Origin of the sequence: Streptomyces sp. 5-10 (assembly GCF_014712245.1) — a bacterium.
In the GTDB taxonomy this organism is placed as follows: domain Bacteria; phylum Actinomycetota; class Actinomycetes; order Streptomycetales; family Streptomycetaceae; genus Streptomyces; species Streptomyces violaceusniger.
On sequence record NZ_JACVYG010000019.1, the window covers coordinates 108302 to 128132 of the forward strand.

The 19831-nt window shown below is 72.3% G+C and carries 15 protein-coding genes; 6 read left to right on the forward strand and 9 right to left on the reverse strand.

The window, feature by feature from the left end; translation table 11 throughout:
• Window positions 1–112 precede the first annotated feature (112 nt).
• Window positions 113–1783 carry a sodium:solute symporter family protein gene (locus IEJ02_RS22235; RefSeq protein WP_191066457.1) on the forward strand — a complete coding sequence of 557 codons (1671 nt, stop codon included), beginning with the start codon at window positions 113–115 and terminating at the stop codon, window positions 1781–1783.
• A gap of 27 nt (window positions 1784–1810) precedes the next feature.
• Window positions 1811–2170 carry a hypothetical protein gene (locus IEJ02_RS22240; protein ID WP_191066458.1) on the forward strand — a complete coding sequence of 120 codons (360 nt, stop codon included), beginning with the start codon at window positions 1811–1813 and terminating at the stop codon, window positions 2168–2170.
• Window positions 2171–2192: 22 nt separating this feature from the next.
• Here the strand turns inward: IEJ02_RS22240 and IEJ02_RS22245 are convergent, their stop codons facing one another.
• The 9 genes from IEJ02_RS22245 to rsmI form a co-directional block, all read right to left on the reverse strand.
• Window positions 2193–2921: a response regulator transcription factor gene (locus IEJ02_RS22245; RefSeq protein ID WP_191066459.1), complete on the reverse strand. Its 729-nt coding sequence runs from the start codon at window positions 2919–2921 to the stop codon at window positions 2193–2195.
• A gap of 264 nt (window positions 2922–3185) precedes the next feature.
• Window positions 3186–5042 carry a hypothetical protein gene (locus IEJ02_RS22250; protein WP_191066460.1) on the reverse strand — a complete coding sequence of 619 codons (1857 nt, stop codon included), beginning with the start codon at window positions 5040–5042 and terminating at the stop codon, window positions 3186–3188.
• Between the two features lie 329 nt (window positions 5043–5371).
• The gene (locus IEJ02_RS22255; protein WP_191066461.1) at window positions 5372–7192 is read right to left on the reverse strand and encodes an ABC-F family ATP-binding cassette domain-containing protein; all 1821 of its coding nucleotides are present in this window, start codon (window positions 7190–7192) and stop codon (window positions 5372–5374) included.
• Between the two features lie 178 nt (window positions 7193–7370).
• On the reverse strand, window positions 7371–8297 hold the full coding sequence (locus IEJ02_RS22260; RefSeq protein WP_191066462.1) for a 4-(cytidine 5'-diphospho)-2-C-methyl-D-erythritol kinase: 927 nt from the start codon (window positions 8295–8297) through the stop codon (window positions 7371–7373).
• A gap of 719 nt (window positions 8298–9016) precedes the next feature.
• Window positions 9017–9883 (reverse strand): 16S rRNA (adenine(1518)-N(6)/adenine(1519)-N(6))-dimethyltransferase RsmA, encoded by an 867-nt coding sequence (rsmA, locus tag IEJ02_RS22265; protein ID WP_191066463.1) that lies wholly within the window; start codon window positions 9881–9883, stop codon window positions 9017–9019.
• A 547-nt stretch (window positions 9884–10430) separates the two neighbouring features.
• On the reverse strand, window positions 10431–11630 hold the full coding sequence (locus tag IEJ02_RS22270) for a resuscitation-promoting factor (RefSeq protein WP_317985875.1): 1200 nt from the start codon (window positions 11628–11630) through the stop codon (window positions 10431–10433).
• A gap of 109 nt (window positions 11631–11739) precedes the next feature.
• Entirely contained in the window at window positions 11740–12660 is a 921-nt protein-coding gene (locus IEJ02_RS22275; protein WP_191066464.1) for a TatD family hydrolase, read from the reverse strand.
• 186 nt (window positions 12661–12846) lie between these two features.
• Window positions 12847–13323: a hypothetical protein gene (locus tag IEJ02_RS22280; RefSeq protein ID WP_137979243.1), complete on the reverse strand. Its 477-nt coding sequence runs from the start codon at window positions 13321–13323 to the stop codon at window positions 12847–12849.
• Window positions 13324–13509: 186 nt separating this feature from the next.
• Window positions 13510–14385, reverse strand: a complete 876-nt coding sequence (gene rsmI, locus IEJ02_RS22285; protein ID WP_191066465.1) for a 16S rRNA (cytidine(1402)-2'-O)-methyltransferase — start codon at window positions 14383–14385, stop codon at window positions 13510–13512.
• 217 nt (window positions 14386–14602) lie between these two features.
• On the opposite strand from rsmI, the gene IEJ02_RS22290 reads away from it, so the two are divergent.
• From IEJ02_RS22290 to IEJ02_RS22305, 4 genes are all read left to right on the forward strand, one after another.
• Window positions 14603–16381 (forward strand): dolichyl-phosphate-mannose--protein mannosyltransferase, encoded by a 1779-nt coding sequence (locus IEJ02_RS22290; RefSeq protein ID WP_191066466.1) that lies wholly within the window; start codon window positions 14603–14605, stop codon window positions 16379–16381.
• Between the two features lie 160 nt (window positions 16382–16541).
• Complete coding sequence (locus IEJ02_RS22295) at window positions 16542–18182, forward strand: penicillin-binding transpeptidase domain-containing protein (protein ID WP_191066467.1); 1641 nt, start codon at window positions 16542–16544, stop codon at window positions 18180–18182.
• A 224-nt stretch (window positions 18183–18406) separates the two neighbouring features.
• Window positions 18407–18901, forward strand: a complete 495-nt coding sequence (locus IEJ02_RS22300; RefSeq protein ID WP_137979238.1) for a YbaK/EbsC family protein — start codon at window positions 18407–18409, stop codon at window positions 18899–18901.
• Window positions 18898–19785 (forward strand): EamA family transporter, encoded by an 888-nt coding sequence (locus IEJ02_RS22305; protein ID WP_191066468.1) that lies wholly within the window; start codon window positions 18898–18900, stop codon window positions 19783–19785. The genes IEJ02_RS22300 and IEJ02_RS22305 overlap by 4 nt, the downstream gene beginning before the upstream one ends.
• Window positions 19786–19831 lie beyond the last annotated feature (46 nt).

Here is a 19831-nt window from a genome sequence, read left to right on the forward strand (position 1 = left end):
CAAGCCAACAGCGCCGTCAATGCGCGGTGAAGGTGCTCGGACAAACCACAAGAATTCGGATACGTTCACCGAACGTTTCTGGTGCATTCCGTTCAGGCGATGAGGCGAGACCATGCACTATCTGGCCGAAGGGCTACGGCTCCCCACCAACGCACTCGACTACACGATCCTGGTCCTCTATTTCGCCGTCGTCCTCGGCGTGGGATTCGCCGCCAGAGCGAGCGTCAAGACCAGCCTCGACTTCTTTCTCTCCGGCCGGTCGCTGCCCGCGTGGGTCACCGGTCTGGCCTTCGTCGCCGCGAATCTGGGCGCCCTGGAGATCCTGGGGATGGCCGCCAACGGCGCGCAGTACGGGGTGTACACCGTGCACTGGTACTGGGTCGGGGCGATTCCGGCCATGGTCTTCCTCGGCCTGGTGATGATGCCGTTCTACTACGGTTCCAAGGTACGGTCCGTCCCCGAGTTCCTGCTGCACCGCTACGGACCGTCCTCGCACCTGCTCAGCTCGATCATCTTCTCGATCGCGTCGGTGCTGATCGCGGGGGTGAACCTCTACGCGATGGCGATCGTGGTGGAGGCGCTGCTGGGCTGGCCGCAGTGGGTGGCCATCGTGGTCGCGGGGCTCTTCGTGCTCGCGTACATCACCCTCGGCGGGCTCTCCTCGGCGATCTACAACGAGGTGCTGCAGTTCTTCGTGATCCTGGCGGCCCTCATCCCGCTCACCGTCGTCGGCCTCCGGCGGATCGGCGGCTTCGGCGGACTCAAGGACGCGCTCACGGACTCCCACGGCCCCCATTTCGTCTCCGCCTGGGGCGGCACCGGCATCGGCTCGTCCAACCCGCTGGGGGCCAACTGGCTGACCATCGTGCTGGGCCTCGGCTTCTGTCTGAGCTTCGGCTACTGGACGACCAACTTCGCCGAGGTGCAGCGCGCCCTGTCGGCCAAGAACCTCTCGGCCGCCCAGCGCACCCCGCTGATCGCCGCGTTCCCCAAGATGTTCATCCCGCTGATCGTGGTGGTCCCCGGGCTGATCGCCCTGGTCATGCGGCCGGACATCGGCTCGAAGACGAGCGGTCTGCAGTACAACGACGCGATTCCGCTGCTGATGAGCGAGTTGCTGCCCAACGGGGTGCTGGGGCTCGCGGTGACCGGGCTGCTGGCCGCCTTCATGGCGGGCATGGCGGCCAATGTGTCGTCGTTCAACACGGTCTTCACCAACGACATCTGGCGGGCGTATGTGCGAAAGGGCCGCCCGGACGGGTACTACCTGCTGACCGGGCGGGTGGTGACGGCGATCGGGGTGCTGGCCGGTATGGGCACGGCCTTCATCGCCTCCTCGTTCAGCAACATCATGAACTACCTCCAGACCCTCTTCTCGTTCTTCAACGTGCCGCTGTTCTGCGTCTTCATCATCGGGATGTTCTGGAAGCGGGCCACCGCCGCGGCCGGGTTCTGGGGGCTGCTGTGCGGCACGGTGGCCGCGATGATCAACTACTTCTGGCTCTACCTGGGAGATGTCATCGCCATCCCCAGCGACCAGGGCGCCAACTTCGTCTCCGCCATCGTGGCGTTCGTGGTCGGCGGGGTGGTGATGGTCGCGCTGACGCCGTTCACCAAGCCCAAGCCGGTGGAGGCGCTGGCCGGTCTGGTCTACGGCACCACCGCGCCCGGGGTGGCCGAACCGCCGGCGCCGGGCGACGAGGCGTGGTACCGCCGTCCGGCCGTACTGGGCTGGGGCGCGCTGATCCTCGCGGCCCTGTGCTACATCCCGTTCTCCCTGTGACCCTTCCGGGATTAAGGAGCGTGCGCCATGAGTGAGGAGTACGAATACCGGCACGAGGTCGAGGACCTGCAGCAGAAGTCGGCGACCGCGGCCCGGCTGTTCGATGTGCGGCGGATCATCGGCGGGCTGTTCGCGATCTACGGGATCATCGTCCTCATCGCCGGGTTCACCGCCTCGGACGCGGATGTGAAGAAGGCGTCGGGCATCAACATCAACCTCTGGACGGGGGCGTGCATGCTCGCGGTCGGCCTGCTCTTCCTGCTCTGGATGAAGCTCAGGCCGCTGTCGGCGCCGGGGGCCGAGCCGAAACCGGAGCCCTCTGGGCCCGGGGACGGCCCCGGGGCCGGTGAGCCCGGGGGCCGCGAGCCCGGGGCCGGAGCGGGCTGAGAAACACGGGTCGCCGTACGGCCTACGGCGCCGACGCGGGCGGCCCCGGCGCGGGAGGCGGCTGGGGCGGGGGCGACGCGGTCCGGCGCGTCGCCGCGCGGTCCAGCAGCCCCGTACGGGCCGCCAGGGCCGCCGCCTCCAGCCGCGAGCCCACCCCGAGCTTCATCAGCACCCGCTGCACATGGGTGCGGGCCGTGCTGGGGGCGATCCCCATGCCCGCCGCGATCAGCCGGGTGTCCTCGCCCTCGGCGACCCGCACCAGCACCTCCACCTCGCGCGGGGTCAGCATCCGCAGCAGCCGGGCGCCCTCGTCGTCGGGCTGGGCCGCGGGGTTGAGCAGCTCCGCGAACGCCCCCTGGAGCAGCTGGGGCGCCACGGCCGCCTCGCCCGCGCGCGCCTTCATCATGGCGCGTTCGACGCCCTCGATCCGCTCGTCGTGGCGCACATAGCCGGACGCCCCGGCGGCGAAGGCGGCGGCTATGCCGCGCGGGCTCGGCACCGGGCCGAGCACCACGACCGCGACCTGCGGCCGCTCCTTCTTGATCCGCACCACCGGGTCGAACACCCCCGGCTCGGCGGGTGCCGCCGTGCCCAGCAGGCACACCTCAGGTGCCCGGCTCACCACCAGGTCCGCCGCGCCCGCGCTCGGTGCCGCCGCGGCGAGCACCCGGTGCCCGCGCAGCTTCAGCGCCGAGGCGAGCGCCTCCGCGAGCAGACGGTGATCGTCGACCACCATGAGTCGCACGCCCATGAGCTCCCCCCATTCGCTCAGGGGGAAGCTACACGCTTGTTCGACGTTGCGCGCCCCTTACCGGGCAGAAGCCCCCCGGAATGCCGAAATCCCGGCCATTCGTGCCTACTTGACGTCCGGTTGGCGTCCCAATCCGATCGATGCGGCCGGGTTCCCCGGGGGCGCGCACCCCGGCGCTCCGCCGGCGCACACAGCGGCGGCCCCGCCCGTACGGTGTCGTACGGGCGGGGCCGCCGTGGAGCGGGCCGGGCGGACGCCGGAGGGTCAGCTCGCGCCGAAGATGATCGCCAGCGGGTCGTCCTTGTCGTAGGTGCCCGAGGGCTTGCTGGCGTAGACGTCGCTCATGTAGAGGTGCTCCCCGGAGTAGATGATCTCCGAGTAGCTGGGGCTGAAGTTCTGCTCCAGCTCATGGCTGGCGACGGGGTTCTGCAGCAGCTTGGTCTTGGCGTACGACTTGGGGTCGATCCGCCAGACCGCGCCGCCGGTCTCCCAGGTGCTCTCCTGGTAGGCGAGGACGGAGCCGTCCTCGTCCAGCCCGAGCGGGGTGAGCGCGGCGCCCTTGACCCCGTCGGTCTTCCCGATCGGCTTGCCGGTCTTCAGGTCGAAGGCCACGACCTCGTTGGCCGTCGCGGCGCTGGAGTCGGTGCGGTCCTCGGAGCCGAGGAAGAGGGCGTTCGCCGACTTGGAGACGGCGAGCTTGCGGCAGCCCTCGACGTTGGTCGACTCGCACTTGGCGTCGTACTTGCCGTTCTCGGTGCCGATCTTGCCGAGCACCTTGCCGGTCTTGGCGCTGTCGTCGATGGACAGGAAGTCCGAGACCGCCGAGCCGGTGGAGTCACCGGCGTCCAGGCCGATCACCAGCGGATCGGTGGAGGCGACGTGGACGTAGTCGATGCCCTGCGAGACCTTGTAGGCCGACTTCACCGCGCCCGTCTTCGGGTTCAGCGTCTGGACCTGGATCTGCGGGTTGTCGTAGTCGCCGCAGCGGCGCACCGCGACCAGCTTGTCCTCGCCGCCCGCGTAGCCGTCGTCCGAGCACTGCTCGCCCGACTTGGGCTTCCACAGGGACTGGCCGGAGGTGGACCAGGCGGCGCCGCCGCTGGTGCCGCCCGCGGCCACGGTGCCGCCGCCGATGGTGACCTCGTCGAAGCGGATCTTCTCGTCACCCTCCTTGACGTTGCGGTGCCACAGCATCTTGCCGTTCTTGAGGTCGAGCAGACCGACCTCGGTGCAGCTGGGGTACTTGTCCTTGGCCGACGGCTTGGCCTCCTGGTAGAGGACCGTGGTCAGGCCGTCCTTGGTGAGGTGGTCCGAGGACCAGCAGACCGCGCCGTCCAGCGGGATCGTCCACTTGGCGTCGCCGCCGCTCAGCGGATAGCCGACGATCTTGTAGACACCGGCCTTCACGAAGGTGTCGTCGGTGGTCCACATGCCCTCGACGGTGACCTGGTCGGAGACCTTGGGCATCGGGACCTTGTCGAGCAGCTTGGCGTCCACGGCCTTGGCGGGCTTGTCCCCGCCGCCCGTGGTGCCGCTGGAGGCGCCCTGGCTGGACTGCTTGTCCTTGTCCTTGCCCTTGGCCTCGCTGCCGCCGCCGTCGTCCTTGGTGGCGAACCAGATGCCGCCGCCGATGATCAGCGCGACCGCGACCACGGCGCTGACGATGATCGCCATGCGCTGCTTGGACTGGCCGGAGCCACCGGGGCCACCGGGGCCGCCCGGGCCGGGGCCGCCGGGGTACTGGGCCTGCGGCGGCTGGCCGTACTGCGGCTGGCCGAATTGCGGCTGTCCGTAAGGCTGCTGACCGTACTGAGGCTGACCGTAAGGCTGCTGGCCGGATCCGTACGGCGACGGGCCGCCCTGGGTCGGCTGGCCGTGCACCGGCTGCTCCGGGTAGCCATAGCCGCCGGCGCCCTGCGGGGGCGTCTGCGGCGGCGCCGGCGGTGCCGACGGCGGCGGAGGCGGGGTCTGCGGCGGCTGGCCGGGGGCCTGCGGATAGCCGTAGCCCTGCTGGCCCGGAGGCGGTGTGGGCGGCTGCTGTGGATAGCCGTAACCAGGTTCCTGCGGCGCGCCGAAGCCGCCCTGCGGCGGCTGGTTGGGCGGCGGAGGCGGCTGTGACATGCGAATTCCTTCAGATGCGGGACCCGTCGTCCGACCGGCCTCCCCCGCGATCCCGGTGGGTCGAAGCCCCCCGGGAAGGAGCGAATCGGACAGGGCACCCCGCCATTGAGCGGAAGGCAGGCGGGAGTTCTTTGTATCACCCGTAAGGGGCGCAATAGGGACCAGTGTCCAGGTCATCGATCAGCTGAGACCGGCCTGTGACGCGACCGTTGCCAGGGCGCGCGCCACCGCCGCACAACCTCTTCACACGATGCTTTCAGGCCACTCACACCAAGGGTTGGCAGCTCATGCGTTGTCGGCTCACGCATCGTCGGCCATGCGCCGTTGACTCACGCGTCGTCGGCCAGCTCCAGCCAGCGGGTCTCCAGCTCGTCCCGCTCCCCCGTCAGCTCGCGCAGTTGCGTATCGAGCTCGGCGACCTTGGTGAAGTCCGTGGCGTGCTCGGCGATCCGCGCGTGCAGCTCGGACTCCTGCTCGCTGATCCGGTCCAGCCGCCGCTCGATGCGCTGCAGTTCCTTCTTGGCGGCGCGCTGCTCGGCCGCCGACCGCTGCCGGGCGGCCTGTTCGCCGGTCTTCTGCTTGGCGGGCGCGGCGGCGGCCGGGGCGGCCGCGGCCAGGGCGCGCTGCCGCCGCTCCAGGTACTCGTCCACGCCGCGCGGAAGCATCCGCAGGGTGGCGTCGCCCAGCAGCGCGAGCACCCGGTCGGTGGTGCGCTCGATGAAGTAGCGGTCGTGGCTGATGACCACGAGCGAGCCGGGCCAGCCGTCGAGCAGGTCCTCCAGCTGGGTCAGGGTCTCGATGTCCAGGTCGTTGGTGGGCTCGTCCAGGAAGAGCACATTGGGCTCGTCCATCAGCAGCCGCAGGATCTGGAGCCGGCGCCGCTCACCGCCGGAGAGATCGCCGACCGGGGTCCACTGCTTCTCCTTGGTGAAGCCGAACTTCTCGCACAGCTGGGAGGCGGTCATCTCCCGGCCCTTGCCGAGGTCGACGCGCTGCCGCACCTGCTCGACGGCCTCCAGGACCCGTAGGTTCCGGTCGAGTTCGGAGACCTCCTGGGACAGATACGCGAGCCTTACGGTCTTGCCGACCACGATCCGGCCCCCGGCGGGCTGCTGTTCGCCCTCGCTGCGGGCGGCCTCGGCCAGGGCGCGCAGCAGCGAGGTCTTGCCCGCGCCGTTCACCCCCACCAGGCCGATCCGGTCGCCGGGCCCCAGCTGCCAGGTCAGATGCTTCAGCAGCACCTTGGGCCCGGCCGTGACGGTCACGTCCTCCAGGTCGAAGACGGTCTTGCCGAGCCGGGAGTTGGCGAACTTCATCAGCTCGGCGCTGTCGCGGGGCGGCGGGACGTCCTCGATCAGCGCGTTCGCCGCCTCGATGCGGAAGCGGGGCTTGCTGGTGCGGGCGGGGGCGCCACGGCGCAGCCAGGCGAGCTCCTTGCGCATCAGGTTCTGCCGCTTGGCCTCCTCGCTGGCGGCGATGCGCTCGCGCTCGGCACGGGCGAAGACGTAGTCGCTGTAGCCGCCCTCGTACTCGTGGACGGCGCCGCGCTGGACGTCCCACATCCGGGTGCAGACCTGGTCGAGGAACCAGCGGTCGTGGGTGACCACCACCAGGCCCGAGCGGCGGGCGCGCAGATGCCCGGCCAGCCAGGAGATGCCCTCCACGTCGAGGTGGTTGGTGGGCTCGTCGAGGACGATCAGGTCCTGCTCGGCGATCAGCAGCTGGGCGAGCGCGATACGGCGGCGCTCACCGCCGGACAGCGGGCCGATGACCGTGTCGAGACCCTGGGGGAAGCCGGGCAGGTCCAGCCCGCCGAACAGCCCGGTGAGCACGTCCCGGATCTTGGCGTCACCGGCCCACTCGTGGTCGGCGAGGTCGCCGATCACCTCATGGCGGATGGTGGCCGCGGGGTCGAGCGAGTCGTGCTGGGTGAGCACGCCGAGCCGCAGATCACCGGCGTGGGTGACGCGGCCGTCGTCGGCGGGTTCCAGCTTGGCGAGGATCCGGATGAGCGTGGTCTTGCCGTCGCCGTTACGGCCGACGACGCCGATGCGGTCGCCCTCGTTCACTCCGAGGGAGACGCCGTCCAGCAGGGCACGGGTGCCGTACACCTTGCCGACGGATTCAACGTTGACCAGGTTGGTCGCCATCACACTCCATTACGCGGATCGATCGGCGTCCCAGGGTAGTCGCCGCGCGGGGCGCCTCGGTCAGGTGCGGGGTGCCTTGCTCGGGTGCGGGGTGCCTCGCTCGGGTGCGGGGTGCCTCGCTCGGGTGCGGGGTGCCTCGCTCAGGCGTCGGCCACACGCTGAGGCGTCGGGGGCTCGCTCAGGCGCCGACCAGCCGGGCCCCGGGGACCGGGCCGGAGGTGACGCGGACCGTGCGGCAGGTGCCCGAGGCGGCGAGCGCTGTCGCCACCTCCTGTGCGGCCTCGGTGTCCTTGGCCAGGAAGGCGCAGGTGGGACCGGAGCCGGAGACGAGGGAGGCGAGCGCGCCCGCGTCCGCGCCGGCGCGCAGGGTGTCGGCGAGCGCGGGGCGCAGCGAGAGCGCGGCGGGCTGGAGATCGTTGGAGACGGCGGCGGCCAGGGCGGTGGCGTCGCCGGTGCGCAGCGCGTCCAGCAGTGCCTGGGAGGGCTCGGGGTCGGGCACGTCGGCGGCGCTCGCGCCCGCGCCGGACGCCTCGCGCAGCCGGTCGCATTCACGGTAGACGGCGGGGGTGGACAGCCCGCCGTCGGCCACGGCGAACACCCAGTGGAAGGTGCCGCCGGTCTCCAGCGGGGTCAGCAGCTCGCCCCGGCCGCGGCCGAGTGCCACGCCGCCGACGAGGCTGAAGGGGATGTCACTGCCCAACTCTGCGCAGATCTCGAGGAGTTCGGCCCGGGTGGCTTGGGTGCCCCAGAGCGCGTCGCAGGCCAGCAGCGCCCCGGCGGCGTCGGCGCTGCCGCCCGCCATGCCGCCCGCGACGGGGATGTCCTTGGCGATGTGGAGGTGCACGGCGGGCGCGATGGCGTGCCGCTCGGCGAGCGCGAGGGCGGCGCGGGCCGCGAGGTTGGTGCGGTCCAGCGGCACGTGGCCGGCGTCCGCGCCCTCGACGGTGATGCGGAGGGCGTCGGCGGGGGTGGCGGTGACCTCGTCGTGGAGCCCGACGGCGAGGAAGACGTTGGCCAGGTCGTGGAACCCGTCGGGGCGCAGCCCGCCGACCGCGAGCTGGACGTTGACCTTGGCGGGCACACGGGCGGTCACGGGGCGGGTCACGGGGCTCCTTGGTGGGGGTGCGGGTGTTCCGGTGCGGCCATTGTCCCGCCTGCGGGGGTGTGCCTGCGGCGGGCTTGTTCCCCACCCCGCCCCTTCCCGTAACCGGGGCTCCGCCCCGGACCCCGCTCTCGTGGGCTCCCGCCCCCGGGCCCCGTTCCCGAGAGTTCCCGCCTCCGGGCCCCGTACTCGGGTCCCCCGCGCCCGCGCCCCGTACTCGGGGGATTCCGCCCCCGCACCGCGCCGAGGTTCGGCCTCTGGCCCCCGCTCGTGGTCCAGCGAGGCTCCGAGCCCCGGTTCGCGGCTCCGGCCCATGGCCCGGCTGATGTACGGCCGAAGCGGGGAGTGGGGCGGACCCTCGGCATGAGGTGCGAGGGAGGATCTACGGGGGCAGAACCCCGGCGAGGGTGAAGCCGCAGCGGGGGTTCGGCGGCGCAGCTCAGCGGGGAGGCGCGGGGCAAGGCCCGGGAGCGGGGGGGTACAGGGGTGCAGCCCAGGGGCGCGCGGGCAGAGCCCCAGCGGGGGGGTACGGGACAGAGCCCAGCGGGGGTACGGGGCACAGCCCCAGCGGGGCACGGGGACAGAGCCCCAGCGGGGGTTTAGGGGCGCAGCCCCCGGGCGGGGGTGTGGGGGCGGAGCCCCCGGGTGGGGGCCGGGGCGGAGTCCCGGTTTCGGGGAGGGGCGGGGTGGGGAGCAAGCCCGACCGCAGGCGCCTCGTGTGGTCAGGCCGCAGGCCCGTGCTCGGCGATCGCGGCGAAGTCCTCCACCGTCAGCGACTCCCCGCGCGCCTGCGGCGAAACCCCAGCAGCCCTCAGTGCCTCCTCCGCGGCCCCCGCCGAACCGGCCCAGCCCGCGAGCGCCGCCCTGAGGGTCTTGCGGCGCTGGGCGAACGCCGCGTCCACCACCGCGAAGACTTCTTCCCGGGTGGCGGTGGTGCGCGGGGGCTCTTCCCGGCGTATCAGCGAGACCAGGCCGGAGTCGACGTTGGGGGCGGGCCAGAAGACGTTGCGGCCGATCGCGCCCGCCCGCTTGACGTGGGCGTACCAAGCAGCCTTCACGGAGGGCACGCCGTACACCTTGGAGCCGGGCGGGGCGGCGAGCCGGTCGGCGACCTCGGACTGGACCATGACCAACGTCCGCTCAATGGTCGGGAACCGCCCGAGCATATGGAGCAGCACGGGCACGGCGACGTTGTAGGGCAGGTTGGCGACCAGCGCGGTGGGGGCGGGGCCCGGCAGCTCGGTCACCCGCAGGGCGTCGCTGTGCACCAGCGCGAAGCGGTCGGCGCGGTGCGGCAGCCTGGCCTCGACGGTCGCGGGGAGTGCCGCGGCGAGGACGTCGTCGATCTCGACGGCGGTGACCCGGTCGGCGGCCTCCAGCAGCGCGAGGGTCAGCGAACCGAGCCCCGGGCCGACCTCGACGACCACGTCGTCCGGGCGCACCCCGGCGGTCCGGACGATCCGGCGGACCGTGTTGGCGTCGATGACGAAGTTCTGGCCGCGCTGCTTGGTCGGACGTACGCCGAGCCGCGCCGCGAGTTCGCGGACATCGGCGGGGCCGAGAAGGACGTCGGAGTCGGTGGAGCTCACCCAGGAAGTTTAGGCCCCCTTTTTCGGGGCTCGGTCATCCACCGGCTCTTGCTGGGAGGTGCCCCGGCCCGGGTGCCTCAGCCTCCCCCAGCTACCACTGGGAGGTGCCCCCGCCAGGTGCCTGAGCATCCCCCCGGCTACCGCTGGAAAGCCCCCGCCGGGGCGCCTCAGCCTCCTCCGGCTACCGCTGGGAGGTGCCCCGGCGGAGGACCCACGCGCCCCGGGGCCCGGGACACCCGACCGGGAGCACCCGACCGCAGGGACTCGACCGGGAGCGCCCGACCACGGGCCCCGACGGGCGGGAGCGCCCGACCGCAGGCACCCAACCCCAACCGGGAGCACCCGACCACGGGCACCCGACCGCAAGCACTCGACGGCAGGCACCCGACCACGGGCACCCGACCACGGACACCCGCCCGGGAGCGCCCCACCGCAGGCACCCGACCGAGGACCCGCCCGGGAGCACCCCACCGCGGGCACCCGACCGAGCACCCACCCAGGAGCACCCCACCGCAGGCACTCAACCAGGAGCACCCAAGCCGCCCCCTCACCCATGCAGCTTTGCGCCGCAGCTGGGCCAAGGGCTGGTGCCGCGCTGTTGGTAGAGCTTCTTCGCGCGGTAGGTCTGCTCGGACGGGGGCGCGTCCTGGGGGCGGCCGTGGCCGCCGAGGGCGTGCCAGGTGCCCTGGTCGAGCTGGTAGAGGCCGCCGTAACGGCCGGAGCCGTCGACCGCGTCGGGCCGGCCGCCCGATTCGCAGCGGGCCATCGCCCGCCAGTTGAGCCCGTCCGCCGGGCCGCCGACGCCGGTGGGCACCGTCATGGTGCCGACCCGCACGATCCGGGCCACGGGCGCCTTGACGATCTCGCTGTCGATCTTCCGCGGCCGCTGCCGTACGCCGTTGACGCTGCGCACCCGGTAGGTGATGCGCAGGGTGCCCGGCTCGCCGGGCCGGGCCACGAGTTCGGTGCCCTTGGGGAGGGTGGGGTCGGCGCGGCGGATGGTGGTGAAGGGCACCGGATGGTCCCGGACCTCCTTGCCGCCGGTGATCCGCATCACCGTCACCGTCTGGCCGTCGCGCGGGAAGCTGTCCCGCGGGACGGAGGTGGTGTCCTGGCCGCGCAGGGTGAGCCCGGCGGCGGCGAGGGCCTCGCCGACGGTGGCCGCGTTCGTGCGGACGGTGTGGGGGCGCCCGTCGGCGAGGAAGGTGACGGTGCGCTCGGTGCGGACGTGCAGGAGCAGCCCGCGGCTGGTGATGGCCGCGGAGCGGGAGGCGGACAGATACGCGCCCTCGGCACGTACGCCCAGTTGGCGCAGTGCGCCGTCAACCGTGCGGGCGGTGGTCCACACCCGGCGGCGCTCCCCGTCGAGGGTGAGGGTGACGGGGCGGCCGTAGCGGACGGCGATCTCGTCGCCGTCGCCGAGCCGCTCCCCGGGCGCGGGGGCGACGATGTCGTGCGCGCCGACGTGGACGTCCTCGTCCGCCAGCAGCTCGCCCACGTCGTCGGCGTAGGTGTGCAACGTGCGCGCGTCGCCGTCGACGCTGAGCCGTACGGCCTTGTCCTGGGCGACGAAGGCGGAGGTGCCGCCGGCCAGGGCGGCGACCACCATCGCCTGCGGCAGCAGCCGGCGCATCGGGTCGGTCCGGCCGGTGGCGCCGCGCCGGGCGGCTCGGCGGGCGGCGGCACGGCCGCCCGGGACGCGGTGGCTGGCCCTACGGCTCACGACAACACTCCGGTAACACTCCACAAGTCCACTGGTCAGGGCGTTGGGTCCGGGACTGTAGCGGAGTGGGGGTGACTCTCCAAAGGAAGATCATCACGCAGTGTGATCACCCACCCCGGAGCGCCACCACCCCTCAGTAGCCGAAGACGCGTGCCGTATTGGCCGCTACGGCGGTCGCCAGGGTGTCCTCGGGGACGCCCTTGACCTCGGCCATGGCCCGCAGGGTGAGCGGAATCAGATACGGAGCGTTGGGCCGTCCGCGGTAGGGGGCGGGGGTCAGGAAGGGCGCGTCGGTCTCGACGAGGACGAGGTCGAGCGGGGCGACGGCGAGGGCGTCGCGCAGCGGCTGGGCGTTCTTGAAGGTGACGTTGCCCGCGAACGACATGTAGTAGCCGCGCTCGGCGCAGATCTTCGCCATGGCCGCGTCACCGGAGTAGCAGTGGAAGACGACGGTCCCGGGCGCGCCCTCCTCGGCGAGCACCCGCAGCACGTCGTCGTGGGCCTCGCGGTCGTGGATGACCAGCGCCTTGCCGTGCTCCTTGGCGATGGCGATGTGGCGGCGGAACGAGCGCTCCTGGGCGGCCATGCCCTCCGGGCCGGTGCGGAAGTAGTCCAGACCGGTCTCGCCCACGCCCCGCACCTGGGGCAGCGCGGCGAGGGCCGCTATCTGGTCGAGCGCCGCGTCGAGGGCGGCGTCGCCGCCGGGCTCCCTGGCCCCCTGCCGGGACCAGCCGTCAGGGTCCCCCAGGACGATGCGCGGCGCCTCGTTGGGGTGCAGGGCCACCGTGGCCCAGACGCTCTCGTGCGCCGCCGCGGTCTCGGCCGCCCACCGGGACCCGGCGAGATCACAGCCCACCTGGACGACGGTCGTGACGCCCACCGAGGCGGCCTTGGCCAGTGCCTCCTCGACGGTGCCCGACTGCATGTCCAGGTGGGTGTGGGAATCGGCGACCGGGATCCGCAGGGGCTCCGGCGGCGGCGGGGGCGCGTCCTTTTCCTTTTGCGCGCCGCTCGCCTTGCCACTGCCGCCGGGGGTCGATGCTGTTTTCGCCATAGGCGCGATTCTATGAATCCCGGTGAATGTCCGGTGAATCGCGTCCGGCCGCTCAGTTGACCCGCGCCCGGCTCATGTGAACCGGCTCATGTGAACTGGTTCATGTGAACCGACTCACGCGAACAGGCTCATGCGAACCCACTCGAACCGGCTCATGTGAAACAGCTCATATGAACCGGATCGTACTCAGTCGCGGTGGTGCTGAAAGGGATGCAGCAGATTCGGAAGGTGCCAATGGTGCCCACGGCGTCGCGCGGGGCCCTCGTTTTCCGGTGCGCGGTCCGGCGCGGCGTCCGCCTCGGTGTCCGGCGCGCCGGTGCCGTCCTCCCGGTCCCGGGTGGTGTGCGGCCTCCCGCGCCGCGCACTCTCCAGGACGGAGGAGACCTGACCCGAGCGCATGATCCGCACCAGATGCGCACCGCAGTTGACGCAGTCGGGGCTCGTCAGCGGGGACGGGACGCGCCGGCCGTCGGTGAAGTAGACGACGAAGGCGCGGCCCTCGCCGTCCACGTGGTGTTCGATGTCGTACGCCCGCTCCCAGCCGTGCCCGCACTTCATGCAGGCGAAGGCGTACGCCTCGTGGGCCACCTCGCCGGACTGACCGGAGGGGGTGTGGGCGGCTATCGGATGAGCACCGCTCGAGGTTCCCGCTATATCGCTCATGGCAGCTCCTCTTGTCACACAGGACAAGTCTTTCGGGATGGGATCGCCCCAGGTCTTCCACAACCAGTGGACGCCTTTCCCGGCGCCACCGCACGGGCTCTTCCCTCTCTTTGAGCGAGATTTGGCAACGGCCATGGAGAAACTGGCGAGCAACTGCCCGGCTACTAACCTGAGCTTTGCTTTTCGCTACAGGGCTTTACCTTCGCGTGGCGTGCTTCCCGTCGCGTTCTTCGCCGCCACCACCGCGTCGAACACCTGCCGTTTGGGCACCCCGGCCTCCTGCGCCACCGCCGCGATGGCCTCCTTACGGCGCTCACCGGCCTCCTCGCGCACCGCGACCCGGCGGGCCAGCTCGGCGGGGCCCGCCTCCTCGGGGCCGGGCGCGGGGGCGCCCTCGACCACGATGGTGATCTCGCCCCGCACGCCCTCCGCCGCCCAGGCGGCCAGCTCGGCCAGCGGGCCTCGCCGCACCTCCTCGTACGTCTTGGTCAGCTCCCGGCACACCGCGGCGCGGCGGTCCGGGCCGAACACCTCGGCCATGGCCGCGAGCGTGTCGTCCAGCCGGTGCGGGGCCTCGAACCAGACCAGGGTGCGGCGCTCGTCGGCGACCTCGCGCAGCCGCGTCAGCCGCTCCCCCGCCTTGCGCGGCGGGAACCCCTCGAAGCAGAAGCGGTCCACCGGCAGCCCGGACACGGCCAGCGCGGTGAGCACCGCGGACGGGCCGGGCACGGCGGTGACGGTGATCCCGCGCTCCACGGCGGCGGCCACCAGCCGGTAGCCGGGGTCGGAGACCGACGGCATGCCCGCGTCGGTGACCAGCAGCACCCGGGCGCCGCCGACCAGGGACTCGACCAGCTCGGGCGTGCGGGCCGACTCGTTGCCCTCGAAGTAGGACACCACCCGGCCGGCCGGGCGCACCTCCAGGGCCTGGGTGAGGCGGCGCAGCCGCCGGGTGTCCTCGGCGGCGATCACATCGGCGGCCATGAGTTCGGCGGCCAGCCTCGGGGGCGCGTCCGCCGTGTCGCCGATGGGGGTCCCTGCCAGTACGAGCGTTCCAGTCACGCCCCCATCCTCGCAGCCGGGCGCGGCGGGCCCCGCGACCGGCCACGACCGACCGCGGGATCGACCCCGAGGCGGCGGCGGGCTCGCCCCCGAGGCAACCGCAGGCTCGCCCCCGAGGCAACCGCGGGCTCGCGCCCGAGGCCGCCGCCCCGGGCACGAATCCCCGTTCGCCGCCTTTCCCCGCCACACTCACAGACCGCTTCCCTACGATGGCCCGGTGAGCAGTGACACCGCGACCCACGCCCAGCCGGGCAAAGCCACCGGCCAGCAGCCGCCGGCCTGGCAGCTCCGGCTGCGCCGTTTCGGATACGCGGGCCAGACCAGGCCCGGCGTACGGGAGCGGCTGGTCCCGCCGTACGCGGAGCCGGGCACCCGGCTCTGGGAGATCCTCGGCGCGACCCCCTCGGCGGCGGCCAGAATCGCCCGCTGGAGCGGCTGGGGCGGTCCGCTGCTCGTCGCGCTGTGCGCCGGTCTGACCCGCTTCTGGCATCTGGGCAGCCCGGACAACGTCATATTCGACGAGACGTACTACGCCAAGGACGCCTGGTCGATCTGGGAGTACGGCTACGAGGGCACCTGGCCGAAATCCGCCAACGACCGGATCCTCGACACCCCGCAGCACATCCCGCTCAGCGACGCGGCCTCGTATGTGGTGCACCCGCCGGTGGGCAAGTGGGTGATCGGGTTCGGCGAGCAGCTCTTCGGGCTGCATCCGTTCGGCTGGCGGTTCATGGTCGCGGTGCTCGGCACGCTCTCGGTGCTGATGCTGTGCCGGATCGGGCGGCGGCTGTTCCGGTCGACCTTCCTCGGCTGCCTCGCGGGCGCGCTGATGGCCGTGGACGGGCTGCACTACGTGATGAGCCGCACGGCGCTGCTCGACCTGGTCGTGATGTTCTTCGTGCTGGCCGCCTTCGGCTGTCTGCTCGTCGACCGGGACCGGGCGCGCGCCAGGCTGGCGGCGGCGCTGCCGGCCGGTGAGGACGGCACGGCGCGGCCGGACCCGGCGGTCGCCCGGGGCCTGAAGCTGGGCGCGCGGCCGTGGCGGATCGCGGCCGGGGTGCTGCTGGGCCTGGCCATCGGCACCAAGTGGAACGGGCTGTACGTGCTGGCGGCCTTCGGCCTGATGACCGTCCTGTGGGACGTGGGCAGCCGCCGCACCGCGGGCGCCCTCCGCCCCTACCGGGCGGTGCTGCGGCGCGATCTGGGCGGGGCGTTCGTCTCACTGGTGCCTGTGGCGATCCTCACGTACATCGCCTCCTGGTCGGGCTGGTTCACCGCGAGCGGCACTTACGACCGGGGGCGCGGCTGGCGGCACAGCGGCTATTTCCGCCACTGGGCCGAGTCCGACAAGCCGGACGGCGGCGGCTACGGCACCGGCGGCGCCTTCGACTGGCTGCTCAACCCGCTGCGCAGCCTGTGGCACTACGAGTCCGAGGTCTACAAGTTCCACGTCAACCTCGACTCGCCGCATGTCTACCAGTCCAATCCGTGGAGCTGGCTGGTCCAGTCCCGCCCGGTCTCGTACTTCTACGAGTCCCCGCGGGCCGGCCAGGAGGGCTGCCCCAAGGACGCCGCCGAGAAGTGCGCCCGCGAGGTGCTGGCCATCGGCACCCCGCTGCTGTGGTGGACGGCCTGTTTCGCGCTGCTGTACCTGCTGTTCCGGTGGGCGCTGCGGCGCGACTGGCGGGCGGGCGCGATCCTGTGCGGGATCGCCGCGGGCTATCTGCCGTGGTTCCTCTACCAGGACCGGACGATCTTCTCCTTCTACGCCGTCGTCTTCGTGCCCTTCCTGTGCCTCGGGGTGGCGATGATGATCGGCGCGCTGCTGGGGCCACCGGGCGCGAGCGAGACCCGCCGGGTGATCGGCGCGGTCGGCTCGGGCGCCCTCGTCCTGCTGATCATCTGGAACTTCATCTACTTCTTCCCGCTGTACACGGGCCAGACGATCCCCATGGACGCCTGGCGCGCCCGGATGTGGCTCGATACCTGGATCTGACCCCGGCTCGGCCCCCGGCCCACCGCATGGATCCGGCCACGGCCCCCGCACCCTCTACGGTGAGGGCGCGGGGGCTTCACGTGGTGCCGGTAGAGTGCCGGGCACCGCGGCCCCCATCGACTGATGGGGGGAACCGAGAACACAGTGTGGGGGTTCTGAAATGCGGAGTGGCGCGAGAGCCGCGATCGTCGGTGCGGTGTTCGCCGCCATGGTCGGTGTGGCCGGTTGCGGCAGCGGCCAGGACGATTCAGCCGGCCCGAAGGACGGTGCGAGCGCCGGCTCGGGTGACGACAAGCCGTCCCTGAAGAAGGTGAAGACCGGCCCGCCCAGCGCGGCCGAGGTCAAGACCACCGCCCACGCGTTCCTGGCGGCCTGGTCGGCGGGCGAGACGGCGAAGGCCGCCGCCCTGACGGACGACAGCGGCGCGGCCACCACGGCGCTGAGCGGCTACCGCACGAAGGCCAAGGTGGCCAAGGTGACGCTGGACGCGGGGCAGGCGAGCGGCGCCAAGGTGCCGTTCTCGGTCAACGCCCAGCTCTCCTCCGGCGGTGAGAGCATCCCCTGGACGTATGAATCCTCGCTGACCGTGACCCGCGACACCAAGACCGGCAAGCCGGTCGTCGCCTGGAAGCCCTCCGTGGTGCACCCCGACCTCGCCGAGGGCGACACGCTCAAGACCGGGGCGTCCGAGGCCCCGCCGATCAAGGCGGTGGACCGCGACGGCAAGGAGCTGACCGCCTCCGAGCACCCGACCCTCAAGACCGTCCTGGCCGCGCTGCGCGAGCGGTACGGCAAGAAGGCGGGCGGCGAGGCGGGCGTGGAGACCTGGATCCAGCGCGCCAAGGGCTCCAAGTCCCCCGACAAGACCCTCAAGGTGCTCTCCAAGGGCACCCCGGGCACGCTCCGCACCACGATCGACGCATCGCTGCAGCGCACCGCCGAGCAGCAGGTGAGCAAGCGCACCAAGGCGTCGGTGGTCGCGGTCAAGCCCAGCACCGGTGAGATCCTCGCGCTGGCCAACTCCCCCGCGAGCGGCTTCAACACCGCCTTCCAGGGCTCGTACGCACCCGGCTCGACGATGAAGATCATCACCTCGACGACGCTGATGGACAAGGGCCTGGCGGCGTACGGCAAGCCGCATCCGTGCCCGAAGTACTTCTCCTACGGCGGCTGGAAGTTCCAGAACGACAAGAAGTTCGAGATCAAGAACGGCACCTTCGAGCAGAGCTTCGCCCGCTCCTGCAACACGGCCTTCATCAGCCAGGCGGGGAAGCTGAAGGACGACGACCTGAGCAAGGAGGCCCGGGACGTCTTCGGCATCGGGCTCAACTGGCAGACCGGCGTGCCCACCTTCGACGGCTCGGTGCCGGTGCAGTCCGCGGCCTCCAAGGCCGCCTCGCTGATCGGCCAGGGCGGTGTGCGGATGAACCCGCTCAACATGGCGTCGGTCGCGGCCACCGCCTCCACCGGCACCTTCCGCCAGCCGTACCTGGTCTCGCCGTCGCTGGACGACCGGACGCTGGCCAAGGCGAGCAGGACGATGAAGTCCAGCACCCACGACCAGCTGAAGAAGCTGATGAAGCTGACGGCCACCTCGGGCACCGCCGCCGAGGCGATGGCCGGGATGAGCGGTGACTTCGGCGCCAAGACCGGCTCGGCCGAGGTGGACAACCAGGAGAAGCCGAACGGCTGGTTCAGCGCGTACCGCGACGACGTCGCGGCCGCCGGTGTGGTCCCCGAGGGCGGCCACGGCGGCGACACGGCGGGACCGATCGTGGCGGCCCTGCTGCGCGCGGGCTGACCCTCCGCGGTACGGCCCCGGGAGCCGGGCGGGCGCTTCGAGCGCCCGCCCGGCTCCTTCGTGTTCGGCCGGCCCGGCGGTCAGCGGGGCCCGGACGCCGCCGGTCGGCGGGGCCCGGACGCCAACCGTCAGCGGGGTCTGGAGGCCAACCGTCAGCGGGGCCCGGAGGCCACCGACGGGAAAAGTCCTGGCGGGGGCCGCGTGGGCGTCGATAGCGTCGGTCCATGGTCGACTCCACCCCTGACAACGCCGCCCACCCCCGCTTCGCCGACGCCCTGCGCGAGCTCGGCCTGGACGTCGAGGTGCGCCGGTTCCCCGACGCCACCCGTACCGCCGCCGAGGCCGCCGCGGCGATCGGCTGTGAGCTGGGCCAGATCGTCAAGTCGCTGGTCTTCGAGGCGGACGGACAGCCGGTGGTGGTGCTGATGGACGGGGCGTCACGGGTCGACGTCGAACTCGTACGGCGTGAACTGGGCGCCGGGAGCGTCCGCCGGGCGGACGCGGCGCTGGTGCGGGAGACCACCGGCTACGCCATCGGCGGGGTGCCGCCCTTCGGCCACCGCACCCGTACCCGCGTCCTCGCCGACCGCCGGCTGCTGGACCACGAGACCGTATGGGCCGCGGCGGGCGATCCCCACACCGTCTTCCCGCTCGACCCCAAGACCCTGATCGCGCATGCCGAGGGCACGCTGGTGGATGTGCGCGAGCGGTCCGCGTGACCCCGCTGGTCGCGGCCGCGGTGCTCATCGCGGCCGTCACCCACGCCAGTTGGAACGCCATCGCGCACGGCATCAGGGACCAGCTGCTCGCCTTCACCCTGGTGGGCGGCGGCGGGGCGCTGTGCGGGCTGGCGCTGCTGCCGTTCGCCCCGCTGCCCGCGGCGGACGCCTGGCCGTATCTGCTGGCCTCCGCGGCCATCCATGTGGTCTATCAGCTGCTGCTCATGCGCTCGTTCCACCTGGGCGACTTCGGCCAGATGTACCCCATCGCGCGCGGCACCGCCCCGCTGGTGGTGACCGTGGCCGCCGCGGTCTTCGTCGGCGAGCGGCCGGACCGCTGGCAGGCGGCGGGCATCGCGCTGGCCTCGGCGGGGCTGGTGGGCGTGGCGCTGTGGGGCATCAGGGGGTCGCGCCACGCCGAGCGCGAGGGAAGCGGGGAGAGCGGCGGGGGCACACCGCAGTGGCTCGCCCTTACGGCCGCCATCGCCACCGGTCTGTCCATCGCCGCGTACACCGTCGTGGACGGTCTGGGGGTGCGCGCCTCCGGCAGCCCACCCGGCTACATCGCCTGGCTGATGATCCTGGAGGGCTTCGCCATCCCCCTCTGCGCCCTGATGATCCGGCGCGGTGCGCTCCTGGGGCAGCTACGGCCGGTCGCGGCGCGCGGGCTGCTCGGCGGGCTGCTGTCGGTCGCCGCCTACGGTCTGGTCCTGTGGGCCCAGACCCGGGCCGAACTCGCCCCGATCGCGGCGCTGCGCGAATCGTCGATCATCGTGGGCGCGGCGATCGGGGCGCTGTTCTTCAAGGAGCGGTTCGGCGGTCCGAGGATCGCGGCGGCGGGGCTGATGGTGGCGGGCATCGGACTGATGCTGCACGCGGGTTGACCGCCCGCTACTCCCGCTCTTCGTTGATCCTGCGCGAATGCCCCTG